This is a genomic window from Cobetia amphilecti, assembly GCF_020217465.1.
GTDB lineage: Bacteria > Pseudomonadota > Gammaproteobacteria > Pseudomonadales > Halomonadaceae > Cobetia > Cobetia amphilecti.
Genome location: NZ_CP084115.1, coordinates 2,985,750 through 3,009,962, shown reverse-complemented (window position 1 = coordinate 3,009,962; position 24,213 = coordinate 2,985,750). Strand labels below are relative to the sequence as shown.

The window sequence follows — 24,213 nt, the reverse complement described above, 5'->3', positions numbered from 1 at the left end:
CGATGCCGGCAGTCAAACGAATTCTGTGTTGTGTAGGCCTGCGCGGAGACTGTGAGCGGGTACTGGCGCGCTCGGTGTGGTTGGCGGGCGCGACGGGTGCCGAGTTGCATGTGCTGCATACCGTCAAGTCACTGTCAGATGACGTGATGAACACCCTCAAGGTCAATATCCGCCACAAGCCGACGCTGGAGGGCCTGATGCAGCAGCGGCTCGATCAGGCGAAAGAGAGCCTGGAAAAGATGCTGGAGGACTTCTGGAGCACCCACGACAGCGGCGACCCGCGCCCGGTGATCGCCGGACTGAATGTGGTGGAGGGCTATCCGGCCTCGGAGATCATCCGCTACGCCACGCGCCATGACTGCGACATGATCATCATGGCCACCAACAAGCGCGGCTTCGTGGCCTCCTATGCGGGCAAGGTCACCAAGGGGGTGATCAAGCGCGCCAGCATTCCGGTGGTGGTGGTACCGACGCCCTGAGCCGCAGGAGAGAGACACCTCGGCAGCAAGGTGGCAGATGAAAAACGCTCGCCCCCGCAGACAATCACTGTCTGCGGGGGCGAGCTTTTTGGATCATGGCCCATCGTCAGCGTGGCTCAGGTGTCACTCGGGGCCGGACGAGATCATTTCATGCGTCATGTGCGCACAGGGCGCGCACCTCAGAGCGTGCCTTCCAGCTCAGTGGCGATCTGGCGCATCAGCGGCGCCCACTCCAAGAGAGAGTCGATGGAGTGGCGCAGGCGCGGCGCGTGGATCGCCAATGTCGCCTGGATCTGGCCGACCTCATCGAAGACCGGCACCGCGATGGCGACCATGCCCTGGATGAACTCCTCATCATCGGTGCTCAACTGATTGCGCGCCACGGTGTCGAGCGCCTCTTCCAGCGTGGCCCGCGAGGTCAGGGTGCAGGGCGTGTGCGCTTCCAGCGCCAGATTTGCGAGCAGGGCGCGGCGGCGATGCAGCGGCATCAGCGCCAGAAACAGCTTGCCGCTCGCGGTGCAGTGCAGCGGCAGGCGTGAACCGGGCGCCAGCTGGATGCGCACCGGCCAGTTGGTTTCCACGCGGTCGTAATACATCACCTCGTGGCCATCGAGCAGCGTCAGGTTGCAGGTCTCGCCGACTTCCTTCGCCAGCCGTTCCAGCAGGACACGGCGCGGCACCTTGAGGCCCTCATTGGCCAGAGCGCCCAGCGACATGCGCCGAAAGCGCGGGCCGGGCAGCAGGTGACGGCCATCCAGATCACGGCTGATCAGCTGCTGTTCTTCCAGCTGCTTGAGCAGGCGATGGACGGTCGGCTTGGGGATGTCGAAGCGCTTCTCGAGGTCGGCGGCGCTGACGGCGTGCTGGGTGGTGACGATTTCTTCCAGCAGGCCGAGTGCGCGAAAGAGCGTCGAATTGGTGGGCGTGTCTTTGCTCATCTAGTGTCCTCATCCTGCTGTCGGGCGCATGTCACTCGGGGTGACCGGGGCCGACAGGGGCAGGGTGGCAAGGCGTCAGTGCATCGATTCATCACGGCAGTGGGCCCCTTGGCGAAGGCTGCCCTGATGAGACGAAGACAGCCCCTCGCGGGGCTGTCGATGAGGCTAGTGTTACAGGTTTACCAGGAACAGGGAAAGGGAAGGCACCAGGCAGATGGCCAGCCAGCAGGCGATCAGCGCGATGAAGTAGGGGATCACGTACTTGACCAGTCTGACGTAGGAAATGCCGGTGATGCTGCTGGCCACGTACAGGTTGAGCCCGAAGGGTGGCGTGACGAAGCCAATGGCGGCACCGACCAGGAAGATGACCGAGAAGTGGATCGGGTCGACCCCGGCCTGCTGGGCGATGGGCGCGAGAATCGGCGCCAGGATGATCGTCACCGGCAGGCTTTCCAGAATCATGCCCGCCAGCAGGATGATCAGCATGCAGGTGCCCAGCGTCAGGTAATAGTTGTCGATGCCGCTGAGCATCTCGCTCAGCGCCTGACCGGCGCCCAGCACCGACAGCAGCTGCTGCATGACCACCGAGATGGCGATCAGCGGTGCCAGCATGCCGGCGATCTGGCCCGAGCGCAGCATGATGGTCGGCAGCTTCCTGAGGCTGATCTCGCGGGTGATCAACAGCCCAGCGATCATGGTGAAGCCCACGGTGATGGCGGCGGCTTCGGTCGGCGAGAACTTGCCCGAGTAGATGCCGTAGACCACCACGCCGATGGTCGCGAAGCCCAGATAGGCCTTGCGCGCCAGCCTGGCGCTGACCCCGGCCTTGAAGGGCTGCAGCTGGCCCCAGCCATTCTTGCGCGCCACCAGATAGCAGGCCCCCATCATCGCGACCACCATCAGGGCGCCCGGCACCATGCCGGCGATGAACAGGTCACTGATCGACAGGTTCATCATGAAGCCATAGACGATGAAGATGATGCTGGGCGGAATGATGATGCCCACGGTGCCGCCGGAGGCCGCCGTGGCGGCGGCGAAGCGTTCGTCATAGCCGTTCTTGACCATCTCGGGCTGCATGATCGAACCGATGGTGGCGGTGGTGCCGGCGTTGGAGCCGGAAATCGCCGCGAACAGGCCGCAGGCGCCGAGGGTCGACATGCCCATCCCGCCGCGCATCCAGCTCAGCGTCGAGTAGGCGAAGTCGGAGAGTCGCTTGGCGATGCCTGCCGCGTTGATCAGGTCCCCCGTGAGGATGAACAGCGGCAACGCCAGCAGGCCGAAGAAGCTCAGGCCCTGGAAGAGGGTGACGCCGACATTGGCCAGCGTGAAGTCGATCACCAGACTGGTGCCGACCACCCACAGGCCGATGACGAGGAAGATGGGCACGCCGAGCAGGAAGAAGGCGGTCACGCCCGCCGTGATCAGGGAGATCCAGATACCGTCTGTCATGCTGACCTCCTCAGTCCATGATGGACGGTTGCAGGTTGAAGGAATCGCCGCGGCGATAGCGCGCCCAGTCGGCGTAGAGGTTCTGCAGTACGCGATAGATGATCATCACCCACGCCAGCGGCGTGGCGAGGTAGAACCACCACTGCATGACGTTGTCGGTGCCCGGCACGATGGCGTAGTTGTCGTAGGCCAGCGTCACCTGGGTGGTGGTGAAGTAGATCACCATCAGCCCGAAGCCGATCCACAGCACGGCATCGAGGATCAGGCAGGCGAACTGGCCACCGCGCGGCAGCTTCATGCGGATCTCGTTGAGGCTCAGGTGGGTGCGCTTCTTGGCGTTGAGCGAGGCGCCGAACCAGGTCAGCCACAGAAACAGCAGCACGGGAATGCTGGTGCTCCAGGGGGCCTGCAGGCCGAAGAAGAAGCGCCGGATGACTTCGACGAAGATGATGCCGGCCATGCCGGAATAGGCGATCAGGATGACGACCTGTTCCAGATGGGCGTCCAGCCACAGGAAGGGACGCGCCCAGGGCGCGGCCTTCTTGAGGGCAGGTTTCTTGGTCGGTTGGCTGAAGATGGTGGTATCGCCCATTACCCCCTCCACCAGCGCTGCGGCTTGACGTTGACGGCGGCGACATCACGCGGAATCTCGCGCGCGACATCATGGATTTCCTGATAGATATCGAGACCGCCGGACCACTTGTTGAGGCGTTCGCGCCACTGCTCCCACGGCTCGGGATTGAATTCCGGCGAGCACATCTGCTCGGCGCGTGAGCGTTCGGCGTCCGACAGCGGCGCCACGCGCACGTTGTTCTCGGCGAAGACGGTGCCGGCGGCGGGGTGCTCGGTGGCACCGACGATCTCGAAGCGCCCGGCCTCGTTCATGCCCTGGGTGAAGATCTGCGCGCAGTAGGCGGACTCCATCACCTGGTCCTGCAGCTCGGAACCGAGGCTGTCGAACTTGGGCAGGCTCATGCCGGTGTGTTCGGTACCGGCGAAGAAGCGCAGGTCGACCGCCTGGGACACCACTGGTGCCATGCCGGCGTAGGCCACGGCGCTCATCCAGGTCTCGGCGCCATCCAGCAGGCCCTGACGCAGGCCATCGAGGGTCTCTTCCCAGGCGACCGGCACCGGGTTCAGGCCCAGCTGTTCCATCGCGATACGGCCCATCTGGGTGCCGGTGACGCGGTTCTTGGTGCCCTTGAGATCATCGATGCTGGTGACCAGCGGTTTGTCCTGCCACTTGAGGCCGAGCATGATGCCGCGCAGGTCACAGTGGGTGAACAGGAACTGCAGGTTGTGGCGCTGGCGCAGCGGTTCGCGCAGCAGTTGCTCACTCTTCTTGTGATAGAAGAAGTGGAACATCGAGGCGACAGTGGGGAACAGGTAGGCGAAATCGAGCACGTTCAGATACGGTGCGCTGCCCGAGGAATTCTGGGTGGAGGCCGAGTAGATATCGACGATGCCCTGCTGGGTCTTGCCGACGCAGTCCAGCTGGTTGCAGACCTCGTTGCTGCCCATGAACTCGACGCGAATCGCGCCGTTGGTGCGCTCTTCCAGGTCGCGCGCGAAGAACAGCTGGCCGGATTTCTGGATATCGAGATTGCGCTCATTGAAGCCCGAGGCACCGAAGCGCAGCTGGAACTTGGGCGCTGTCTTGTAGCGTTTCTGCTGCTCCTGGTCGGCGGCGCGCGCCAGCGTGGACGCGGTGAGACCTGCGCCGAGGCCGGTGGCGGCCAGCAGGGTCGAGGTCAGACCGAAGCGACCCGAGATGTCGAGGAAGTCACGGCGTGACAGCTTGCTGAGTGGCGATGGCATGGTAGTGCTCCCGGTATTGTGTTTGCTTTTGTGGTGGGATGCAGGCCTGACGGCCGGGAAGTGATGTCGTATCACTCGCCCTGTGTTGGCGTTGTTATGGGTCTTGCGGTGCGGGGCTTGCTTCCGCTGTTTGTCTGGCAAGCCGTTCGTTGATCACTTCTTTAGCCAGTGCTTGTTTATCCATCCTTATTTGCTGTCCTGATTTGCCCATCTTTATTTGTCAGGCGTTTTCGCAGTGCTTGTTCAGAGAGTGTCTCTTCAGAGAGTGCTGGGGCGCTTGTCAGACATATCCGCTATTTCTTCAAAGCCACTCCAAAGTCTCTTCAAATTCTCCTCAAACCCTCTTCAGGCTCTCCTCAAACTCTCCTCAAGCACGTCTCCAGAGCCCATGGGCCCTGCTTCTGGCCTCTCTGGTGACTGCCATTGATGGCGGTCTGTGTCGTTCTCGCCAGTTCGTCTTACATAGTTGGTCGTATAACGAGACGAAAAGTACCGTTACCGGCGTTTCAAATCTCAATGTAGGGCACTTTTTCAGCTTTGGCAAAGATATTGAGACAATACGTTTCGTATTTGACGAATACCGATTTTGATACCATGATTATGAGACAATATGTCTCGATATGGTATATAAAATAATGAAAACAACACGTTACGCCAATGCCGACGCATCAGCCGCCTATGACTACATCGTGATCGGAGCGGGTTCAGCCGGTTGCGTGCTAGCCAATCGTCTAACCGAAGACCCCTCCATCAAGGTCTTGCTGCTGGAGGCCGGCGGCTCGGACTGGAATCCGTGGATTCATGTGCCGGTGGGCTACTTCAAGACGATGCATAACCCGGCCACCGACTGGTGCTATCTCACCGACCCTGACAAGGGCATCAATGGTCGTCGGCTGCAGTGGCCGCGGGGCAAGGTGCTGGGCGGTTCCAGCTCGCTCAATGGGCTGCTGTATATCCGTGGCCAGCACGAGGACTACGACGACTGGGCGGCCGCGGGCAATCAGGGCTGGGACTACGCGTCAGTGCTGCCGTACTTCCGCAAGTCGGAGTGTCAGGCGCGCGGCGCCAACCAATGGCACGGCACCGATGGGCCGCTGCATGTCTCTGACCTGCGCCTCAAGCGCGAGATCGCCGAGCGCTTCATCGAGGCGGCGGTGGAGGCGGGGATTCCGCTCAACCAGGACGTCAATGGCGAGCGCCAGGAAGGGGTCGGCTATTTCCAGCAGACCACCTACAAGGGCCTGCGCTGCAGCACGGCCAGGGCTTTCCTGCGCCCGGCGCTCACGCGCAGCAATCTGACGCTGGTCAAGCATGCGCACTGTCGCCGCGTGTTGCTGGAAGGCAAGCGTGCGGTGGGAGTGGAATACGAGGTGAAGGGCACGATCCACACGGCGCGCGCCGAGCGCGAGGTGCTGCTGTCCAGCGGCGCCATCGGCAGCCCGCAGATTCTGCAGTGCTCCGGTATCGGTGAGCCCGAGCATCTGGCCAGTGTCGGCGTCGAATGCCTGCACGCGCTGCCGGGGGTCGGGGAAAACCTGCAGGACCATCTGCAGGTACGGCTGGTCTTCAAGACCCAGTGCCGCACCCTCAATGACGAGGTACGTCATCCGCTCAAGAAGCTGGCGGTCGGCACCCAGTACCTCTTCACGCGTACCGGCCCGCTGACGCTGGCAGCCAGTCAGGTGTGCGCCTTTACCCAGTCGCGCGAGGGGCTGACGCGCCCTGATATCCAGTTCCACATGCAGCCGCTGAGTGCCGACAAGCCCGCCGATGGCGTGCATCCGTTCTCGGCGTTCACGTCCTCGGTGTGTCAGCTGCGCCCGCACAGTCGCGGCCAGGTGCGCATCACCAGCGCCGACGCCAGCATCTATCCTTCCATCCAGCCCAACTATCTGAGCGCCGAGGAAGACCGCCGCGTGGTGGTCGATGCCATCAAGGTGGCGCGGCGTATCGCCCAGGCAGCGCCGCTGGCCTCGGTGATCAGCGAGGAGTACGTGCCGGGCGCGCACTACCAGAGCGATGAGGAGTTGCTGGAAGCCGCGCGTCAGTTCAGCCAGACCATCTATCACCCGGCGGGCACCTGCAAGATGGGCCACGATGCGCTGGCGGTGGTGGATGACGAGCTGCGTGTCCATGGCCTGCACGGCTTGCGCGTGGTGGATGCCTCGATCATGCCGGTGATCGTGTCCGGCAATACCAATGCGCCGACCATCATGATCGCCGAGAAGGCCGCCGACATGATCAAGGCCGCCCAGGTGAACATGGCCCAGGCCAGCTAGCAGGCCTGCGTGCCTGAACGACACATCGCGGCGGGGCTGCTTGCCCGTCACCGCTTGCTGGTCTTCAAGAGGAATCCGCGTGGCCACTGACAACAGTTCATCACTGCACGACACACCCACCCCGCCCACCAGCCTGTGGCGGACCCTGGAAGGGCGCGTGCGCACCATCATGCCGGGCCTGTTGATCTGCATCATCATCGCGCTGGCGACCACCTTCATCGCCGATCATTACGGCGGCCCGACGCTGCTCTATGCACTGCTGTTCGGCATGTCGCTGCACTTTCTCTCCGAGGAGGGGCCGTGCAAGGCGGGAATCGAGTTCGCCTCCAAGACGGTACTGCGCCTCGGCGTGGCCCTGCTGGGCGTGCGCATCACGCTGGAGCAGGTCGCGAGTCTCGGCCTCGGTCCGGTGATCACGGTGGTGCTCGGGGTGGTGGCGACCATCCTGTTCGGCGCGCTGCTGGCCCGCGTGATGGGGCTGGACCGCGACATGGGGCTATTGACCGGTGGCTCGGTGGCCATCTGCGGTGCCTCGGCGGCGCTGGCGCTGTCGGCGGTGATGCCGCGCAACGCCACCAGCGAGCGCCACACCATCATGACCGTGGTCGGGGTGACGACCCTCTCGACCGTGGCGATGATCACCTATCCGCTGATCGTCAGGCTGCTGGGGCTGGATGATGCCGAGGCCGGCATCTTCCTCGGCGGTACCATCCACGACGTGGCTCAGGTGGTGGGCGCGGGCTACATCATTTCCGAGCACACCGGGGACGTCTCGACCTTCGTCAAGCTGCTGCGGGTGGCGATGCTGGTGCCGGCGGTGATGGTCTTCATGCTGCTGTTCCGCAGTGCGCGCCAGGCCAATGGCGATGAGGGCGGCAAGGTGCCGATGTTCCCCACCTTCCTGATCGCCTTCGTGGCACTGGTGCTGATCAACAGCCTCGGCTGGGTGCCGAGTGTCGCCGTGGAAGGCTTCACCGACCTGTCGCGCTGGTGTCTGGTGGCGGCGATTGCCGCGCTGGGCGTCAAGACGTCGTTCCAGAAGCTGGCGGTGGTGGGCTGGAAGCCGGTGATCCTGATGGTGGTGGAAACCCTCTTCCTGCTGGTGCTGGTGACGTTGTGCATCAAGTTCGGGCTGGCCAGCATCTGACCGACTCCTGGGTGTGCTAAAGCGCGAAGGGCCCCGCCGTGACTGGCGGGGCCCTTCAGGTTGAGGGCAGGGGGGCGTTCAGTTCGTTCAGTTCGTTCAGATCAGGCGGGCTCATACAGCCAGCCAATCAGGGCGATAAGGTGGCTCAATTGCTTCCTGGCCCACGAGTCGTATGATCTGCGCTTATCGGTACGCGTCTGACGGTTGACCGTCACGTGGCGCGCCGCATCCCCATTTCTCTGGAGTCCGATCATGTCTGAATCCCTCGTGCTGGCCTGTCCGCAATGTCTCGCTCTCAATCGTGTGGCCACCGCGCGTCTGGATGACAACCCCAGCTGCGGCAAGTGCAGCGCCGCCGTGCTGCCCAAGGAGCCGCTGGAACTGACCAGCAACAACTTCGAGGCTCTGGTGGTGCGCAGTGAAATGCCGGTGGTCATCGACTTCTGGGCCAGCTGGTGTGGCCCGTGCAAGATGATGGGGCCGATCTTCAATGAAGTCGCCGCGCAGATGGGCACCCGTGTGCGTTTCGCCAAGATCGACACCGAAGCCCAGCAGGCGCTGGCCGGTCGTTTCGGCATCCGCAGCATTCCGACGCTGCTGGTGATGAAGCAGGGCAAGGAGCTGGCGCGCGAATCAGGCGTGATGCAGGCCGGTCAGCTCAAGCAGTGGCTGGCACCGCACGCGGTGTGACCACGGCCCGCTCAAGACAAGTCCGCAGTTGAGCGTTCAGGGAAACCCGGACGCAGCTCAAGAACTGACAACGCCTGACGTGCAATCGCGTCAGGCGTTGTCGTCTCAGTCTGCCTTGTCGTATCAGTCGACGTAAACCATCTTGCGCGTCATGCCGCCATCGACGACATGATTCTGGCCGGTGATGAAGCCGGCCCTGTCCGAGATCAGGAAGGCCACCAACGCGGCGATGTCATCGACATGGCCGACGCGCCCGACGGGGTGCTGGGCGTGGTCTTCGTCACTCAACGATTCGGCCTCGCCGCTTTTCTGCAGGGCGCTGACGTCGATCCAGCCCGGGCTGATGGCATTGACGCGAATCTCCGGCCCCAGACTCATCGCCATGGCGTGGGTGAGGGCGACGATGCCGCCCTTGCTGGCGGCGTAGGCTTCGCTGTGCGGCTCGGACTGCAGGGCGCGGCTGGAGGCCAGATTGACGATGCTGCCGCCAGTCTCGCGCAGATGACGCGCCGCATGCTTGGCGGTTAGGAAGCTGCTGGTCAGGCTGGTATCCAGTACCTGATGCCAGCGCTCGAGTGACAGCTCCTCGAGCTTGCCCTGGAAGGGATCGGCGATCGCGGCATTGTTGATCACCGCGTCCAGCCGCCCGAAGGCCTCGCAGGTAGCCGCGAGGCTGGCGGCCACGGATTTCTCGTCACGCACATCCAGCGTGAAGACGCGCAGGCGCTCGCCGATGTCTTCTGCGGGTTGCTCACCAAGTGGCGCTCCCGAGCGTTGTGCAAGCTCCCCCGACGGCTCTGCAGGCTCCTCTGCGAGCCCGCTCGCCTGTCGCTTCTTCATCTCTCGATATTGCTGGCCTGCCTCGGCATCGATATCCGCCACGGCCACGCGCCAGCCGTGGGCGAGCAGGTAGTCGCTGATGCCGCGGCCGATGCCTTGAGCACCGCCGGTGATATAGGCCACCTTGGCTGTCTTCATGTGATTCTCCTGATGAGGTGCCGGCAGGGCGATATGACGAAGCGCTTCATTCACGTCTCGTCGATGGCGCGGTGTGCCCCTGCGGGCAATGATATAGGTGCGGCGGGCGCGCGAGACAAGGGCGGTGCCGCAGATGCCGCGCACGGCGACCATGCCTCAGCATGACAGGCCTCAGAGTCGTGATGGGGCTGGCGGGTGGCGCGGCGCCTCACGGCCTGCGTTGAGGGCTGATCCTGATGGCTGATTCTATTGGTCAGGGAGTTATCGCCTCGCGTGGCAGCTGTCAGACTGTGCATGAGTCCACCTCAGGCGTCAGGTGCGTCTGGGTGACCACGAGAGATCGCCATTCGACGCGAGAGGCGAGGAACTCGACTGCCGGGCCGTTGCCCGAGTCCCCTCAAGCCGCAAGCGAGTGAATGAGCGAGCGGGTAGCTCCCGATGAAGTATCAGTCGCGCGAGGAATGAAGATGAACAAGGGGATGCAACACTGGCTGGCGATGGTGGCCGTGGCGGTGATGCTGATGGCCACAACGGGATGCGATGGCGTCAATGGCCCGCGCCCTACCAGCGTGGCGACGCTGCTGGAACACTCCGAGGCCTGGCAGGGCGAGCAGGTGGCCGTGCAGGGCAGGGTGCGCAGCGAAGACGTGCCCAACCGCTATTGGCTGGAAGGCGAAGGACAGCAGCGCCTGGAACTGCTGCCACCGGAGCGCATCGGTGCCTATATCGGGCGCGAGGTCCAGGTGAGTGGCCGCTTTGAATTCGAGGTCGGCGGTCAGCGCCGCATACGCCTGTCCAAGGTCACGCCGCTCGACAAGACATCGCCTGAGGAGTGAGTGAGCACTTGCTGGGGTGGTGGGTTAGAGCGGACTGAAGCGAATTGGAGCGGGCCAGGGCTGGCCAGCTCGGGCTGAACAAGACGCCTAGGCAAGCCGGAAATGGCGGGCTGGAAACGACAGTCCGCAAACGACGATGCCCCGTCGCGCACAGAGCGCAGGCGGGGCATCGTCGTGTCAGGCAGCAGGCCGATCAGGCTTTCTTGACGAAGATCGACTTGAGCTTCATCGGGCCGACGCCATCGATCTTGCAGTCGATGTCGTGATCGCCATCCACCAGGCGGATGTTCTTGACCTTGGTGCCGACCTTGACGACGGAGGAGGTGCCCTTGATCTTCAGGTCCTTGATGACGGTGACGGTATCGCCATCGACCAGCTCGTTGCCGTTGGCATCGCGGAATACCGGGCCGGCTTCCTCGACGGCGGCTTCCTTGGACCACTCATGGGCACATTCAGGGCAGACGTACTGCATGCCGTCGTCGTAGGTGAATTCGGAATTGCAGGCCGGGCAGTTCGGGAGGGCGCTCATCACGGTGTCCTGAAAGCTGTCTCGCGCTTCACCCGCTTACAAGACGGGCGAAGATTCAGGCCGAGACATGGTGTTGGAAGGCGCGCATCGGGCTCAAGCGGTGCGCGAACGGCGGCAAGCCTACACCGATTCCATGACAGCGACCATCCAGTGCGGCCCTTGGTCGCAATCAGCGCGCGCCATTGCGGCCTCGCTTGGCAGCGTCTCAAACTACTGGTCTTGAGCCACCCACCCTCAACAACTCGCCATCAGCGCCTGACCGACGCGTGAGCCATTCGGCCGGCCAAGCGTGCGGCTGATCCAGTCGCCGGTGCGGGCCAGCGCTGCCAGATCCACCCCCGTCTCGATGCCCATGCCCTCAAGCAGATAGAGCACGTCTTCACTGGCGACATTGCCCGAGGCGCCCTTGGCGTAGGGGCAGCCGCCCAGACCTGCCACGGAGCTGTCGATCACCGCGATGCCTTCTTCCAGCACGGCGTAGAGGTTGGCGAGTGCCTGGCCGTAGGTGTCGTGGAAGTGCGCGGCGAGCTGTGTGATCGGCACCTCGCGACTGACCTGCTCCAGCATGTGCTTAGCCTTGAGCGGCGTACCGACGCCGATGGTGTCGCCAAGCGACACCTCGTAGCAGCCTATGGCCTTGAGCTCGCGAGCGACGGCGGCCACCTCGGCGGGGGCTATCTCGCCTTCATAGGGGCAGCCGAGTACGCAGGACACATAGCCGCGCACACGCACACCGGCCTTGAGGGCGTGTTCCACCACTGGCGCAAAGCGCTCAAGCGATTCGGCGATCGAGCAGTTGATGTTGCGCTGTGAGAAGGACTCGCTGGCCGAGCCGAACACGGCCACCTCGCGCACACCACACTCAAGCGCCGCCTCAAGCCCCTTCATGTTGGGTGTGAGGGCGGAGTAAGTGGTCGCTGACTTGGTGGGGCTATCGCGCAGCACCATCATGATCTCGCGGTGATCGGCCATCTGCGGCACCCACCTGGGCGAGACGAAGCTGGCGGCCTCGACATGCGCAAGACCGCTGTCGCTCAGACGCCGGATCAACTCAAGCTTGGTGGCAGTCGCGACCGGCACCGACTCGTTCTGCAGTCCGTCGCGCGCGCCCACCTCGACGATGCGTACCTTGCGGGGAAAGTGCATGCTGACTACTCCTTGTCCGTCTCGACCTGCGCGGCCGTGAATTCGAGCAGCACATCGCCCTGGACCACGCTGTTACCGGCCGAGAAGTGGAACTGGGCGACCTCGCCATCGGCAGGGGCATTGAGGGTGTGCTCCATCTTCATCGCCTCCATCACCATCAGGGGCGTGCCCTGCGGGACATGGCTGCCTGGCGCGACCAGCTGGGCGACCACGGTGCCATTCATTGGCGCATTCAGGGTCGCCTGGGTCTCGTGGCGCGCGTGGTCCACGGCGTCGGCGCGCCGCCACAGCAGGCGTGATTCCCCCTGTGGAGTGCTGCCGGACTGGCTGTGTTGCGCTGACGACAGCACCAGCACTTCACCGCCGCGCGCCGGCGCGTGACTGGCCTGGAAGCGGCGACGATAGCCATCCAGCGTCACGGCGATGGCGTTGCCTTCAAGGCGAGTGAGTCGGCCGAGATGGTGTGTGGTCTGTCTTTCATCGCCGCAGTGAGTGGTCACTTCAATCTGCCAGTCGCCGCGCGAATCGCTCCCAGGGGATATACCTGAGGTGTGCGTATTCGCCAGGGAAGCATGCGTTACGGGGCGGCGCGCGATGATATGCGCCACCTTCTCGCTGCGCTCATCGGCATCGGCGTCAGCGGGCAGACACAGCGCCAGGCGTACCTGGTGTGGCAGGCCATTGCGCCAGCCATCGCGGCGCTCCCATGGACTGGTGCCGGGCGCTTGGTGCGGATGTGATGTGCTGCTCGCTTGCTCATTCAGGCGCGAGAGCGCCAGCAGGGCACTGGCTGCCAGGCTATCGTGGTCCAGCGTCGCGCTGGGGAACAGGCTGTCGTGGTGGCGCTCGATGAAACGGGTATCCAGCTCGGCGGCGCGGAAGTCAGCATGGCCCGTCAGGCGGGACAGGAAGGCGCGGTTGGTGGTGACGCCGCGCACTTCCAGCGCTGCCAGCGCGCGCAGCAGCGTCTCGAGGGCCTGTTCACGAGTCGGCCCGTAGCTGATCAGCTTGGCTAGCATCGGGTCGTAATGCATCGAGACTTCATCGCCCTCGGCGACGCCGCTGTCCAGGCGTACCTGCCGGGCGCTCAGCCCGGCCCCTGCCAGATCCAGCCGGAAGCGTTCCAGCACACCGGTGGCGGGCAGGAAGTCGTTGTCCGGGTCTTCGGCGTAGAGGCGCGCCTCGAAGCTGTGGCCGGTCAACGTCAGCTCATCCTGCTGGCGCGGCAGGCGTTCACCCCGCGCGATGCGCAGTTGCCATTCGACGAGGTCTTCGCCGGTGATCATCTCGGTCACCGGGTGCTCGACCTGCAGGCGGGTGTTCATCTCCATGAAGTAGAAGGCGCCGTGGCTTTCGCTGCCCGGCTGCGGTGCGTCGAGCAGAAACTCGATGGTGCCGGCACCGACATAACCGATCTCGCGCGCTGCCCGCACGGCGGCCTCGCCCATCTCACGGCGCAGCGACGGCGTCAGCCCCGGCGCGGGAGCCTCTTCCAGCACCTTCTGGTGACGACGCTGGACACTGCAATCGCGCTCGAAGAGATAGACACCGCTGCCGTAGCTGTCGCAGAACACCTGGACTTCGACATGGCGCGGCTGGGTCAGGTATTTCTCGATCAGCATGCGCTCGTCACCGAAGGCGGCGCGGGATTCACGGCGACAGCTGGCCAGCGCCGCCGCAAATTCCTGTGCGCTCTCGACCACGCGCATGCCCTTGCCGCCACCGCCAGCGCAGGCCTTGATCAGCACCGGATAGCCCATGCGGTCCGCTTCAGCCTGCAGCAAATCGTCCTGCTGGTCATCGCCATGGTAGCCGGGCACCAGCGGCACATTGGCTGCCTGCATGCGCATCTTGGCGGCGGACTTGTCGCCCATGTCGGCGATCGCGCTCTGGGGCGGGCCGACGAAGATGATGCCGGCCTCGGCAAGTGCGCTGACGAAGGCGGCGTTCTCGGACAGGAAGCCATAGCCGGGATGCACGGCATCAGCACCGCTTTTGCGTGCGGCAGCGATCACCTTTTTGATATCCAGATAGCTTTCGCGGGCGCTGGCGGAGCCGAGACGCACGGCCTCGTCGGCCTCGCGCACATGCAGGGCATCGGCGTCGGCATCGGAGTAGACCGCCACTGTCTGGATGCCCATCGCGCGAGCGGTGCGCATCACGCGTACGGCGATCTCACCCCGGTTGGCGACCAGCAGCTTGCGGATCTCGCCGCAACCGGCGGGGAGGGTCTGGTCTGTCTCGCGGTTGGCGTTCATGGCAAGCGTCCTGTGGCGAAGGTGGCAAGGGGAATCAGGAGTAGGAGAGTTCGGAAGAGAAAAGCTCTTAAGAAAAAATCCGGCAGGCATGGCCCAGGTGGATGGCCGAGAGTGATGACCAGCGCCGAGAGCGTCGACATGCCGTCAGCGGCTTCAAGTCTCTGGTGTTCATGAGGGCTTCGACGTCTCGGTTGTTTGGTTCTCGGTCGGCACCCAGGGCGCTGGCGTGCCGGCGAAGAAGGCGGCCAGTCCGGCCTGGCCCTGTTCGCTGACGCGCAGCTGGCTGATCACCTCGCAGCAACGTTCACGGGTCGCGGCGCTGGCTGGGGCCTGAGCCACCTCGCTGAGCAGGGCCTTGGTGGCGCGACTGGCGGCAGGCGAGGTGGCGAGCAGGGTCTGCACCACCTCCGTGACGCGCGCCTCCAGCAGCTCATCGGGGCAGGTCTCGTGGACAAGGCCGATGCGCTGCGCGGTGGCGCTATCGATCACCTCGGCGCTGAGGGCATACCGGCGCATCTGGCGTGAGCCGATGGCGCGCTGCACGTAGGGACTGATGGCAGCTGGCGCCAGGCCGATGCGCACTTCGGAGAGACAGAAGCGCGCCCGCTCGGCGGCAATCACGATGTCGCAGCAGGCCGCCAGGCCGACGGCACCGCCGAAGGTGGCGCCCTGGACACGACACACGCTGGGACAGGGCAGCTCATCGAGCAGCTGCATCAGTCGCGCAAGCTCGCGTGAGTCGGCGAGGTTATCTTCCAGCGAATACTCGACCATGCGCTGCATCCACTTGAGATCGGCGCCGGCAGAGAAGCTCTTGCCCTCGGAGGCCAGTACCACCACACGCACTTCATCGCGACTCGCCCTGGCGTGCAGGCTCTCCAGATGCTGATTCAGCTCCGCAATCAGCAGATCATCGAAGGCGTTGTGCACCTCGGGGCGCAGCAGGGTGAGGCGGGCGACGCCGTGTTGATCTATCTCGAGTCGACTCGATTGGCGTGGTTCTGTCATCGTGCTTTCTTCCATTCTGTTAGCTTCAAGATGACTATCGCTATTCAGTGCAAGCCACAAGAATTGTTGTGGCGCTTGACGGGTTACATGCGCAGCACACCGAAGCGACTGTCCTCGATCTCGGCATTCATGGCCGCGGCCAGTGACAGCCCCAGGATGTCGCGAGTCTGCAGCGGGTCGATCACACCGTCATCCCACAGGCGCGCACTGGCGTAGGTCGGGTGGCCCTGGCGCTCGTACTGCTCGCGTACCGGCGCCTTGAAGGCCTCTTCTTCCTCGGCGGGCCACTCGCGCCCCTCACGGGCATGCTGGTCGCGCTTGACCTGTGCCAGCACGTTGGCGGCCTGCTCGCCGCCCATCACCGAGATGCGTGAGTTGGGCCACATGAACAGCAGGTTGGGGTCATAGGCGCGCCCGCACATGCCGTAGTTGCCCGCGCCGAAACTGCCACCGATCAGCACCGTGAACTTGGGTACCTTGGCGCAGGCCACCGCCGCCACCAGCTTGGCGCCGTGCTTGGCGATGCCTTCGTGCTCGTAGCGCGAGCCGACCATGAAGCCGGTGATGTTCTGCAGAAAGATCAGTGGAATCCGGCGCTGGGTGCACAGCTCGATGAAGTGCGCGCCCTTGAGGGCGCTTTCCGAGAACAGCACGCCATTGTTGGCGAGAATGCCGACCGGATGGCCATGCAGATGCGCGAAGCCGGTGACCAGCGTCTCGCCGTACTCGCGCTTGAACTCGTCGAAGTCCGAGTCATCCACCAGTCGGCCGATCACCTCGCGCACGTCGTAGGGTTTCTTGAGGTCGGTGCCGACGATGCCGTAGAGCTCCTGCGGGTCCAGGCGTGGCGGACGCGATTCGCGCAGCGCGAGCTGGCCCTTGCGTTGCCAGTTGAGGCGCGACACGGCGCGGCGAGCCAGCTGCAGGGCATGGGCGTCGTTGTCGGCCAGATGGTCGGCCACGCCGCTGATCTTGCAGTGCACCTCGGCGCCGCCCAGCGCCTCGGCGCTGATGTCCTCACCGGTGGCGGCCTTCACCAGCGGCGGCCCCGCCAGGAAGATGGTGCCTTGCTCGCGCACGATGATGGATTCGTCCGCCATCGCCGGCACATAGGCGCCGCCTGCGGTGCATGATCCCATCACCACGGCGATCTGCGGGATACCCTCGGCAGACAGCGTGGCCTGGTTGTAGAAGATGCGGCCGAAGTGGTCGCGGTCCGGGAAGACCTCGTCCTGGTGGGGCAGATGCGCGCCACCGGAATCGACCAGATAGAGACAGGGCAGGCGATGCTTGCGGGCGATTTCCTGAGCGCGCAGATGCTTCTTGGCCGTCATCGGGAAGTAGGTGCCGCCCTTGACGGTGGCGTCGTTGGCGACGATGACGCACTCCACGCCGCTGACGCGGCCGATGCCGGTGACCAGGCCCGCGCCGGGGACGGGGCTGTCGTAGACGTCGTGGGCCGCCAGCGCGGAGAGTTCGAGGAAGGGCGAGCCTTCATCGATCAGGTGGTCGATGCGTTCGCGCACGAACAGCTTGCCGCGCGACTCGTGACGTTCACGCGCTTTGTCACCGCCACCGGCCGCAACGGTCTCCAGCAGCTGGTGCAGGCGATCGACCTCGGCCTGCATCGCCGCTTCATTGGCGCGGAACTGGTCACTGCGCGGATTGATCAGGGAGGTCAGTATGGCCATCGAGCAAGCTCCAGCGGCGAAGGGTTGCGAAAAAGAGTAGGGGATGACGAGAGGTATCAGGCGCTCTCGTTGAACAGTTCACGCCCGATCAGCATGCGGCGAATCTCGCTGGTGCCGGCGCCGATCTCGTAAAGCTTGGCATCACGCAGCAGGCGTCCGGTGGCGTACTCGTTGATGTAGCCGTTGCCGCCGAGCAGCTGGATGGCATCCAGCGCCATCTGGGTGGCCTTCTCGGCGCAGTAGAGAATGACGCCCGCGGCGTCCTTGCGTGAGGTCTGGCCGCGATCACAGGCATTGGCGACCGCATACAGATAGGCGCGACAGGCATTGAGGGTGGTGTACATGTCGGCGACCTTGCCCTGCACCAGCTGGAATTCACCGATGGCCTGGCCGAACTGGCGACGCTCATGCAGGTAGGGCACCACGATGTCCATGCAGGCCTGCATGATGCCGATGGGGCCGGCGGCCAGCACGGTGCGCTCGAAATCGAGCCCGCGCATCAGCACCTTGACGCCACGATTGACCTCGCCCAGCACGTTCTCCACCGGCACCTGACAATCCTGGAAGACCAGTTCGCAGGTGTTGGAGCCGCGCATGCCGAGCTTGTCGAGCTTCTGGGCGGTGGAGAAGCCGGGGAAGTCACGCTCGATGATGAAGGCGGTGATGCCCTTGGAGCCGGCGTCCGGGTCGGTCTTCGCGTACACCACCAGGGTGTGGGCATCCGGGCCGTTGGTGATCCACATCTTGTTGCCGTTGAGCACGTAGTGATCGCCGCGCAGTTCGGCCTTGAGCTGCATCGAGACCACATCAGAGCCGGCGCCGGGTTCGGACATCGCCAGCGCGCCGACATGCTCGCCACTCATCAGTTTCGGCAGATAACGTGCCTTCTGCTCGGCAGTGCCGTTGAGCTTGATCTGGTTCACGCACAGGTTGGAATGCGCGCCGTAGGAGAGCGCCACCGAGGCGCTGGCACGCGAGATCTCTTCCATCGCGATGCAGTGCGCCAGATAGCCCATGCTGCTGCCGCCGTCCTCGTCGGGCACGGTGATGCCGAGCAGGCCCATGTCGCCGAACTTCTGCCACAGGTCATCGGGGAAGGCATTGCTGGCATCGATCTCGGCGGCGCGCGGGGCGATCTCGTCGCGGGCAAAGGCGTTGACCTGCTCACGCAGCATGGTGTGTGTCTCGTCGAGTCCGAAATCCAGCGGTGAATAGAGGCTGTGCATGATCTGGCATCCTGTAGATCGGTGAAGCGCGATGAGCAAGGCCCGCCAGGGGCTGTGATGACCTGATGGCGAACGGTCTGTCACGACCGGCCTATCAAGTCCGCCCGCCATGGGCCGCCTTGGCGTGTGATGGAAATTACTCTAGGTCAAAGTTGACGTTAACGTAAAGGTCATTATGCGGCGCTTTGACCAAGGTCGCAGGGCTTGCGGCAGACGATCAGCAGGGAGACTCGAGAGGGGAGTGCCAGGTCGAGAAGCTCAGTTAAATAACGTCAGGGAGAGAAAGTCAGTCAGAGGGGCTCAGTCAGAGAGGCTCAGTCAGAGAGGCTCAGTCAGAGAGACTCAGGTCGAGAAGGTCATTGGGAGAAAGTCATTGAGAGAAAATCAGCTCAGGAAACGAAATTGCTCCGGCATCGCCGAGGTGACTTGATAAGCTGAGACGCTGTAGTCACTGTTGATTGAGGAAGTCGTGAGGGCGTCAGTGGGGAGCATTCCCGTCACCTGCCTGGTGTCACCGGCACTCTTTAGTGTGCAAGTGCGCTGACTCGCCAGCGCTTTTTACCATTCCAGACTCATGCTCACCTGCCTAGAAGGACCTACTCGATGAGTGATGACACCGCCCCGGCAGTCCGCTTCAGCGGCCTGCACAAGGGCTTTGCCGGTCAGCGCCTGTTTGAAGGTATTGATCTCGAACTGCCGCGTGACCGTATCACCGCCCTGGTCGGTGCCAGCGGCTGTGGCAAATCGACCCTGCTGCAGCTGATCAACGGCTTGATCCGCCCGGATGAAGGCGAGGTGAAGGTGTTCGGCGCCGCAGTCGATTACGCCAACCTGCCAGCCATGCGTCGCCGCATCGGCTATGCCGTCCAGCAGATCGGCCTCTTTCCCCATCTCAGCGTGCGCGACAACGTCGCCATTCTCGCTGACCGCGAAGGCTGGAGCGCCGAGCGCGTCAAGGCACGCATCGCGCGTCTGTTCCAGATGATGGACCTCGACATGGCGCTGCTGACCCGCTATCCCCACGAGATTTCCGGTGGTCAGGCCCAGCGCGTCGGGCTGTGTCGCGCCATGATGCTGGAGCCACCGTTGCTGCTGCTCGATGAGGCCTTCTCGGCCGTCGACCCGATCACGCGCATCGAGGTGCATGCCCAGTTCCAGCGCATGCAGCAGGAGGAACCGCGCAGCGTGGTGATGGTGACCCACGACATGAACGAGGCGCTGAGCCTGTCCGATCACATGGTGGTGATGGCGCCCGGTGTGGTGCTGCAGGCCGCCAGCCCCGACACCATCACCACGGCTCCGGCGGATGAGCGCGTGGCCCGACTGCTGGAGGCACGCGCATGAAGACGCTGATGACGACTCCCGTCCTGCAACGCTCGCGTCGCGGGCTGTCCGGTGCGTTGATGGTCGCCGGTCTGGCGCTTGCCAGTCTGGGGGCGCTGGTGACCAGCCCGCTTGCCAGCGCGGAAGAGAAAGCCGCGGCGTGGCCCGAGGACAAGCCGATCGTGGTCGGCTCCAAGGCGGACCGCGAAGGGCATCTGCTGGGCGAGATATTCGCGCAGGTGCTGGAGGACGCCGGCTTTACGGTCGAGCGCCGTCTGGGGCTGGGGCAGACCATCATCACCTATCAGGGGCTGGCGGAAGGCGAGCTGGATGTCTATCCCGAATACACCGGCACCCTGGCCCACGCCATTCTCAAGCTGGACGACGTGCCTGCGCTCGAGAAGCTCGATGAGCTGAGCCGCGAGCAGGGCCTGCGCGTGCTCGAGCCGCTGGGCTTCAACAATACCTACGCCGTCAGCATGCGCCGCGATCAGGCCGAGTCGCTGGGCATCAGCACCATCGGCGATATGGCCGATCACCCGGATCTGTCCGTCGCGATGTCGCATGAGTTCATCAAGCGTCCGGATGGCTGGCCGGGACTGGCCGCGGAGTACGGGCTTTCCCAGGTGCCACGTGGCATCGAGCACGGCATCGCCTATCAGGCGCTGCGCGAGAGCAAGATCGACGCCACCGATGCCTACTCCACCGAGGGCGACATCAAGCGCTTCGACTTCGTGCTGCTCGACGATGACAAGGGCTACTTCCCCGAGTATCTGGCGGTGCCCTTCGTGAACGCCGCCTTGCCGGAAGATGCCGTCGCGGCGCTCAACCAGCTGGCGGGCAGCCTCGATGAAGACAGCATGCAGGCGCTCAACGCCCGAGTCTCCACCGATGAGCAGAGCTTCGCCCAGGTTGCCAGTCGCTTCATTCAGGAACAGGGCATCACCACCGAGCAGCGTGAAGTCAGCGGCGCCAAGTGGGACAAGCTGGGCACCAATCTGATCGAGCACCTGCAGTTGACGCTGTCCGCGCTGCTGCTGGCGTGTCTGGTCGGCCTGCCGCTGTCCTTGCTTGTCTATCGCAATCCGAAGGTCTCGCGGGTGGTGCTCTATGTCACCGGCCTGCTGCAGACCATCCCCTCCATCGCGCTGCTGGCGCTGATGATTCCGCTGTTCGGCATCGGGGTGGTACCGGCGGTGATCGCGCTGTTCGTCTATTCCTTGCTGCCGATCATCCGCGCGGCAATTACCGCGTTGCTGACGGTGGACCCGCTGCTGGTCAAGGTGGCACGTGGCATGGGCCTGACGCGTCGTGAGCAGCTGCGTCACGTCATCCTGCCGCTGGCGACGCCCAATCTGCTCACCGGTATCAAGACCGCTGCCATCATCAATATCGGCACCGCGACGCTGGCAGCTTTCATCGGCGCCGGGGGGCTGGGCGAGCCGATCGTCACCGGGCTTTCGCTCAATGACTATGATCTGGTGCTTTACGGGGCGATTCCCGCGGCATTGCTGGCCATCTGCGCCGAGCTGCTGTTCGAGCTGTTCGAGCGCCTGGTGATACCGGCGCATATGCGGGGCCTGAAGGCTCGCTGAGCCGGAAAAAACGGCGTAGTACATTACACGACAATCATGTCGCAACTCTTGTACAAGGCGTGCAGTAAAAAAGGAAGGCTACTGCGAAGGTTTAACGTTGGTCGTCGATCAGAGTAATGTGAAGGGGAAAGTAAGGGCTTGCTGACAGGGCTTGCAGCAGCCTCTACCCCCTTTGAAGGAGAGATTCATGCGTATCAAAAATCTGTTTCCGATTGCACTGGTCGCCGCGACTCTGGCCTTGAGCGGTTGTGGTCTGTTCGGTCATGGCCACGGCCATGGTGGACATGGCGGTGGCGGTGGTGGCAAAGGTCACGCGATGATCGACACCCCGGCCAGCGCACCGGCGGATCAGATGTCCTGATCTAGCCTCTCCTGTAAGTTGACGAAGAAGCCGCCCCTTTCTGCCTCACGGCAAGGAAGGGGCGGCTTTTTTGTGTTCGTGTGCGTGTCCGTGTGCCGATCTGAGCTGAGCTGAGCTGAGCTGAGCTGAGCTGTGTGGGGCTGGGCTGTGTGTGCGAAGACGGTGCTTTCCGTCACGATGCTTTGAGTCGCGATGCTTTGAGTCGCAGTGCTTTGCGAGCGGCGAGCGCTGGACAGGTGGCATAAAAAAGACCTCCCCGAGGGGAGGTCTGCAAGCACGTCACCGTATGTCTGCCGTGACGCTCGGCGCCCTTGAGGCAAGGGTCGACCGATAGAGGTGCCGACAGCTGCGGTTCCTGAGTCTGGAAGCGCTACCAGCTGCCATCCATGGCATCGGGGTCAGATGATCAGTTGTTCATGGCCTGCGGAAGATAGAGCACGATCTCCGGGAAGACGTGCATCAGCACGATGGAGAAGATCATCAGCAGGAAGAACGGCAGCGTCGCCTTGGTGATGGTGATGATGTCCTTGCCGGTCAGGCTCTGGATCACGAACAGGTTGAAGCCGACCGGCGGGGTGATCTGCGACATCTCGACCACGATGATCAGGTAGATACCGAACCAGATCAGGTCGAAACCGGCGGCTTCGATGACCGGCATGATGATGGAGGTCACCAGCAGGATCAGCGAGATGCCGTCGAGGAAGCAGCCCAGGATCAGCAGGAACAGCGTCAGCACCACCAGCAGCATGGTCGGCGACAGACCCAAAGTAGCGATGCCTTCGGCCAGCTGCATCGGAATCTGGGTGAAGCTCATCGCGGAGGACAGGAAGGAGGCACCGGCGATGATGAAGGCGATCATGCACGAGGTGCGCAGCGCCGCGAACAGCGATTCCTTGAAGGTGGCGGCGGTCATGTGGCCGTTGAGGCGCGCGATGATCAGCGACAGTACCACGCCGACCGCGGCCGCTTCGGTGGGTGACGCCAGGCCACCGTAGATGCTGCCGAGGATGCCGCCGATCAGTGCCAGCAGCGGAATCAGCTGGGCGCTGTTGCGCAGCTTGGCCATGAAGCCCATGTGCGGCTCGTCATGGCCGGCGCGGCCCTGCGGCTCACCGACGACCTTCGACCAGATCGCCAGGTAGCCCATGAACAGGGCCAGCAGCAGCATGCCCGGCAGGACACCGGCGATGAACAGACGCGAGATGGACTGCTCGGTGACCACGCCGTAGACGATCATCATGATCGACGGCGGAATCAGCAGGCCGAGGGTCGAGGCACTGGCGAGGGTACCGATGGCCAGGTTGCTGTCGTAGCCGCGGCGCTCAAGTTCCGGCAGCGTCATCTTGCCGACGGTGGCACAGGTGGCGGCGGAGGAGCCGCACACGGCGGCGAACAGACCGCTGCCGATGATGTTGGAGTGCAGCAGACGGCCCGGCAGGCGATTGAGCCACGGCGCCAGGGCGCGGAACATGTTGTCGGCCAGCCCGGAGCGGAACAGGATCTCGCCCATCCACACGAACATCGGCAGGGCGGTCAGGTCCCAGCCGTAGCTGGCACCCCAGAAATCGGAGGCCAGGATCGGGCCGGTCTCGAAGGTGGAGAAGAAGGTCAGCACGATCCAGCCGGTGCCGATCAGCGAGAAGGCGACCCACACGCCGCTGCCGAGCAGCAAGGCGAGGGCCAGCAGAGTGACGAGGATGAGTGTCAGCATGTCATTCGGCTCCGTCTTCGGGCTCGGGCGCCACGTAGCTTGAGGGCGCGGTGAAGGCGGTGCGCAGCGTGGCGATCAGGGTCTCGAGAATCGCCAGGCACAGCAGGCCGGTACCGGCGACCAGCACGCTCTGCGGAATCCACAGCGGCAGCGCCAGCAGGCCGGAGGAGATGTCGTGGTACTCGAGGCTCTCGCCGACCAGCAGTACCAGTTCATGGGTGATCAACACGCTCAGGCCGAGTGCGATCAGCAGCGCGAGGCTTTCGATCCACACGCGCACGGCGGCCGGCAGGCGGTTGATGACCAGCGTCACGCGGATATGGGCGTGATGCGTGAAGGTGTAGGCGAGGCTCAGGAAGGTGGCGCCGACCAGCAGGAAGGCAGCCATTTCCGACACGCCGGAGATCTCGAAGCCGAGACGCTCGGCGCCGAACATCACCATGATGGCGTCGATCAGGCGCAGGAAGACTTGCAGGCTGACGAGGGTGCAGATCAGCAGCATGCAGGCCGCCGCACCCCACGCACCGAGGCGATAGAGTCTGTCGAAGAAATAGGTCATGACGGGCGCTCACAGGGAAGGTGAGGGTGGCCACGCGATGCTGCGCACAGGCTTGTCCGTGGGTCACCTGCCGGCGGACGGCAGGTGTCGGAGTCTCGAGTGGCAAATCGCGTGGCGGGATAGCAACGCTGCAGCTGGGGTCAGTCAGGACATCTGCAGCGCTCAGGCAATGCTCAGACGTTGCTCAGGCAG

At 63.8% G+C, this 24,213-nt stretch carries 21 protein-coding genes; 8 read left to right on the top strand and 13 right to left on the bottom strand.

Annotation, left to right across the window (positions count from 1 at the left end; genetic code table 11):
• The first annotated feature begins 2 nt into the window (after positions 1 to 2).
• Positions 3 to 479 (top strand): universal stress protein, encoded by a 477-nt coding sequence (locus LCW13_RS12645; RefSeq protein WP_225347070.1) that lies wholly within the window; start codon positions 3 to 5, stop codon positions 477 to 479.
• A 179-nt stretch (positions 480 to 658) separates the two neighbouring features.
• On the opposite strand, the gene LCW13_RS12640 is transcribed toward LCW13_RS12645, so the two are convergent.
• From LCW13_RS12640 to LCW13_RS12625, 4 genes are all read right to left on the bottom strand, one after another.
• A complete protein-coding gene (locus tag LCW13_RS12640; RefSeq protein ID WP_225347069.1) occupies positions 659 to 1,417 on the bottom strand; it encodes an IclR family transcriptional regulator in 759 nt (252 codons plus the stop codon).
• Positions 1,418 to 1,588: 171 nt separating this feature from the next.
• Complete coding sequence (locus tag LCW13_RS12635; RefSeq protein WP_054555518.1) at positions 1,589 to 2,866, bottom strand: TRAP transporter large permease; 1,278 nt, start codon at positions 2,864 to 2,866, stop codon at positions 1,589 to 1,591.
• Between the two features lie 10 nt (positions 2,867 to 2,876).
• On the bottom strand, positions 2,877 to 3,458 hold the full coding sequence (locus LCW13_RS12630; protein WP_225347068.1) for a TRAP transporter small permease: 582 nt from the start codon (positions 3,456 to 3,458) through the stop codon (positions 2,877 to 2,879).
• Entirely contained in the window at positions 3,458 to 4,684 is a 1,227-nt protein-coding gene (locus LCW13_RS12625) for a TRAP transporter substrate-binding protein (protein WP_172978708.1), read from the bottom strand. Before LCW13_RS12625 ends, LCW13_RS12630 begins: the two co-directional genes overlap by 1 nt.
• Positions 4,685 to 5,319: 635 nt before the next feature.
• Between LCW13_RS12625 and LCW13_RS12620 the strand changes: the two genes are divergently transcribed.
• The 3 genes from LCW13_RS12620 to trxC all read left to right on the top strand — a co-directional run bounded on the left by LCW13_RS12620 (position 5,320) and on the right by trxC (position 8,800).
• Positions 5,320 to 6,963, top strand: coding sequence for a GMC family oxidoreductase (locus tag LCW13_RS12620; RefSeq protein ID WP_153636308.1), 1,644 nt, complete (start codon positions 5,320 to 5,322; stop codon positions 6,961 to 6,963).
• Positions 6,964 to 7,042: 79 nt separating this feature from the next.
• Complete coding sequence (locus LCW13_RS12615) at positions 7,043 to 8,110, top strand: YeiH family protein (protein ID WP_225347067.1); 1,068 nt, start codon at positions 7,043 to 7,045, stop codon at positions 8,108 to 8,110.
• 252 nt (positions 8,111 to 8,362) lie between these two features.
• On the top strand, positions 8,363 to 8,800 hold the full coding sequence (trxC, locus tag LCW13_RS12610) for a thioredoxin TrxC (protein ID WP_225347066.1): 438 nt from the start codon (positions 8,363 to 8,365) through the stop codon (positions 8,798 to 8,800).
• Between the two features lie 123 nt (positions 8,801 to 8,923).
• Here the strand turns inward: trxC and LCW13_RS12605 are convergent, their stop codons facing one another.
• Positions 8,924 to 9,778, bottom strand: coding sequence for an SDR family oxidoreductase (locus LCW13_RS12605; protein WP_225347065.1), 855 nt, complete (start codon positions 9,776 to 9,778; stop codon positions 8,924 to 8,926).
• A gap of 467 nt (positions 9,779 to 10,245) precedes the next feature.
• On the opposite strand from LCW13_RS12605, the gene LCW13_RS12600 reads away from it, so the two are divergent.
• Positions 10,246 to 10,614 carry a hypothetical protein gene (locus LCW13_RS12600; RefSeq protein ID WP_043331343.1) on the top strand — a complete coding sequence of 123 codons (369 nt, stop codon included), beginning with the start codon at positions 10,246 to 10,248 and terminating at the stop codon, positions 10,612 to 10,614.
• Between the two features lie 193 nt (positions 10,615 to 10,807).
• Here LCW13_RS12600 and LCW13_RS12595 read toward each other — a convergent pair whose 3' ends face one another.
• The 6 genes from LCW13_RS12595 to LCW13_RS12570 form a co-directional block, all read right to left on the bottom strand.
• Positions 10,808 to 11,143, bottom strand: a complete 336-nt coding sequence (locus LCW13_RS12595) for a zinc ribbon domain-containing protein YjdM (protein WP_043331342.1) — start codon at positions 11,141 to 11,143, stop codon at positions 10,808 to 10,810.
• Between the two features lie 234 nt (positions 11,144 to 11,377).
• On the bottom strand, positions 11,378 to 12,289 hold the full coding sequence (locus LCW13_RS12590; protein WP_225347064.1) for a hydroxymethylglutaryl-CoA lyase: 912 nt from the start codon (positions 12,287 to 12,289) through the stop codon (positions 11,378 to 11,380).
• Positions 12,290 to 12,294: 5 nt separating this feature from the next.
• Positions 12,295 to 14,547: an acetyl/propionyl/methylcrotonyl-CoA carboxylase subunit alpha gene (locus tag LCW13_RS12585; protein WP_225347063.1), complete on the bottom strand. Its 2,253-nt coding sequence runs from the start codon at positions 14,545 to 14,547 to the stop codon at positions 12,295 to 12,297.
• Positions 14,548 to 14,715: 168 nt separating this feature from the next.
• The gene (locus LCW13_RS12580; protein ID WP_225347062.1) at positions 14,716 to 15,555 is read right to left on the bottom strand and encodes an enoyl-CoA hydratase-related protein; all 840 of its coding nucleotides are present in this window, start codon (positions 15,553 to 15,555) and stop codon (positions 14,716 to 14,718) included.
• 83 nt (positions 15,556 to 15,638) lie between these two features.
• The gene (locus LCW13_RS12575) at positions 15,639 to 17,246 is read right to left on the bottom strand and encodes a carboxyl transferase domain-containing protein (protein ID WP_225347061.1); all 1,608 of its coding nucleotides are present in this window, start codon (positions 17,244 to 17,246) and stop codon (positions 15,639 to 15,641) included.
• Positions 17,247 to 17,302: 56 nt separating this feature from the next.
• Positions 17,303 to 18,472: an isovaleryl-CoA dehydrogenase gene (locus tag LCW13_RS12570; protein ID WP_225347060.1), complete on the bottom strand. Its 1,170-nt coding sequence runs from the start codon at positions 18,470 to 18,472 to the stop codon at positions 17,303 to 17,305.
• A gap of 603 nt (positions 18,473 to 19,075) precedes the next feature.
• Between LCW13_RS12570 and LCW13_RS12565 the strand changes: the two genes are divergently transcribed.
• The 3 genes from LCW13_RS12565 (at position 19,076) to LCW13_RS12555 (ending at position 21,751) form a co-directional block, all read left to right on the top strand.
• Positions 19,076 to 19,816: an ATP-binding cassette domain-containing protein gene (locus LCW13_RS12565; RefSeq protein ID WP_131432512.1), complete on the top strand. Its 741-nt coding sequence runs from the start codon at positions 19,076 to 19,078 to the stop codon at positions 19,814 to 19,816.
• Between the two features lie 8 nt (positions 19,817 to 19,824).
• Positions 19,825 to 21,390: a glycine betaine ABC transporter substrate-binding protein gene (locus tag LCW13_RS12560; protein WP_225347059.1), complete on the top strand. Its 1,566-nt coding sequence runs from the start codon at positions 19,825 to 19,827 to the stop codon at positions 21,388 to 21,390.
• A 187-nt stretch (positions 21,391 to 21,577) separates the two neighbouring features.
• Positions 21,578 to 21,751, top strand: a complete 174-nt coding sequence (locus LCW13_RS12555; RefSeq protein ID WP_225347058.1) for a hypothetical protein — start codon at positions 21,578 to 21,580, stop codon at positions 21,749 to 21,751.
• 406 nt (positions 21,752 to 22,157) lie between these two features.
• Here LCW13_RS12555 and LCW13_RS12550 read toward each other — a convergent pair whose 3' ends face one another.
• Together LCW13_RS12550 and LCW13_RS12545 are read right to left on the bottom strand one after the other, a co-directional pair.
• Positions 22,158 to 23,462: a TRAP transporter large permease gene (locus LCW13_RS12550; protein ID WP_043331336.1), complete on the bottom strand. Its 1,305-nt coding sequence runs from the start codon at positions 23,460 to 23,462 to the stop codon at positions 22,158 to 22,160.
• Between the two features lies 1 nt (position 23,463).
• On the bottom strand, positions 23,464 to 24,021 hold the full coding sequence (locus LCW13_RS12545; RefSeq protein WP_043331335.1) for a TRAP transporter small permease: 558 nt from the start codon (positions 24,019 to 24,021) through the stop codon (positions 23,464 to 23,466).
• Between the last annotated feature and the right edge of the window lie 192 nt (positions 24,022 to 24,213).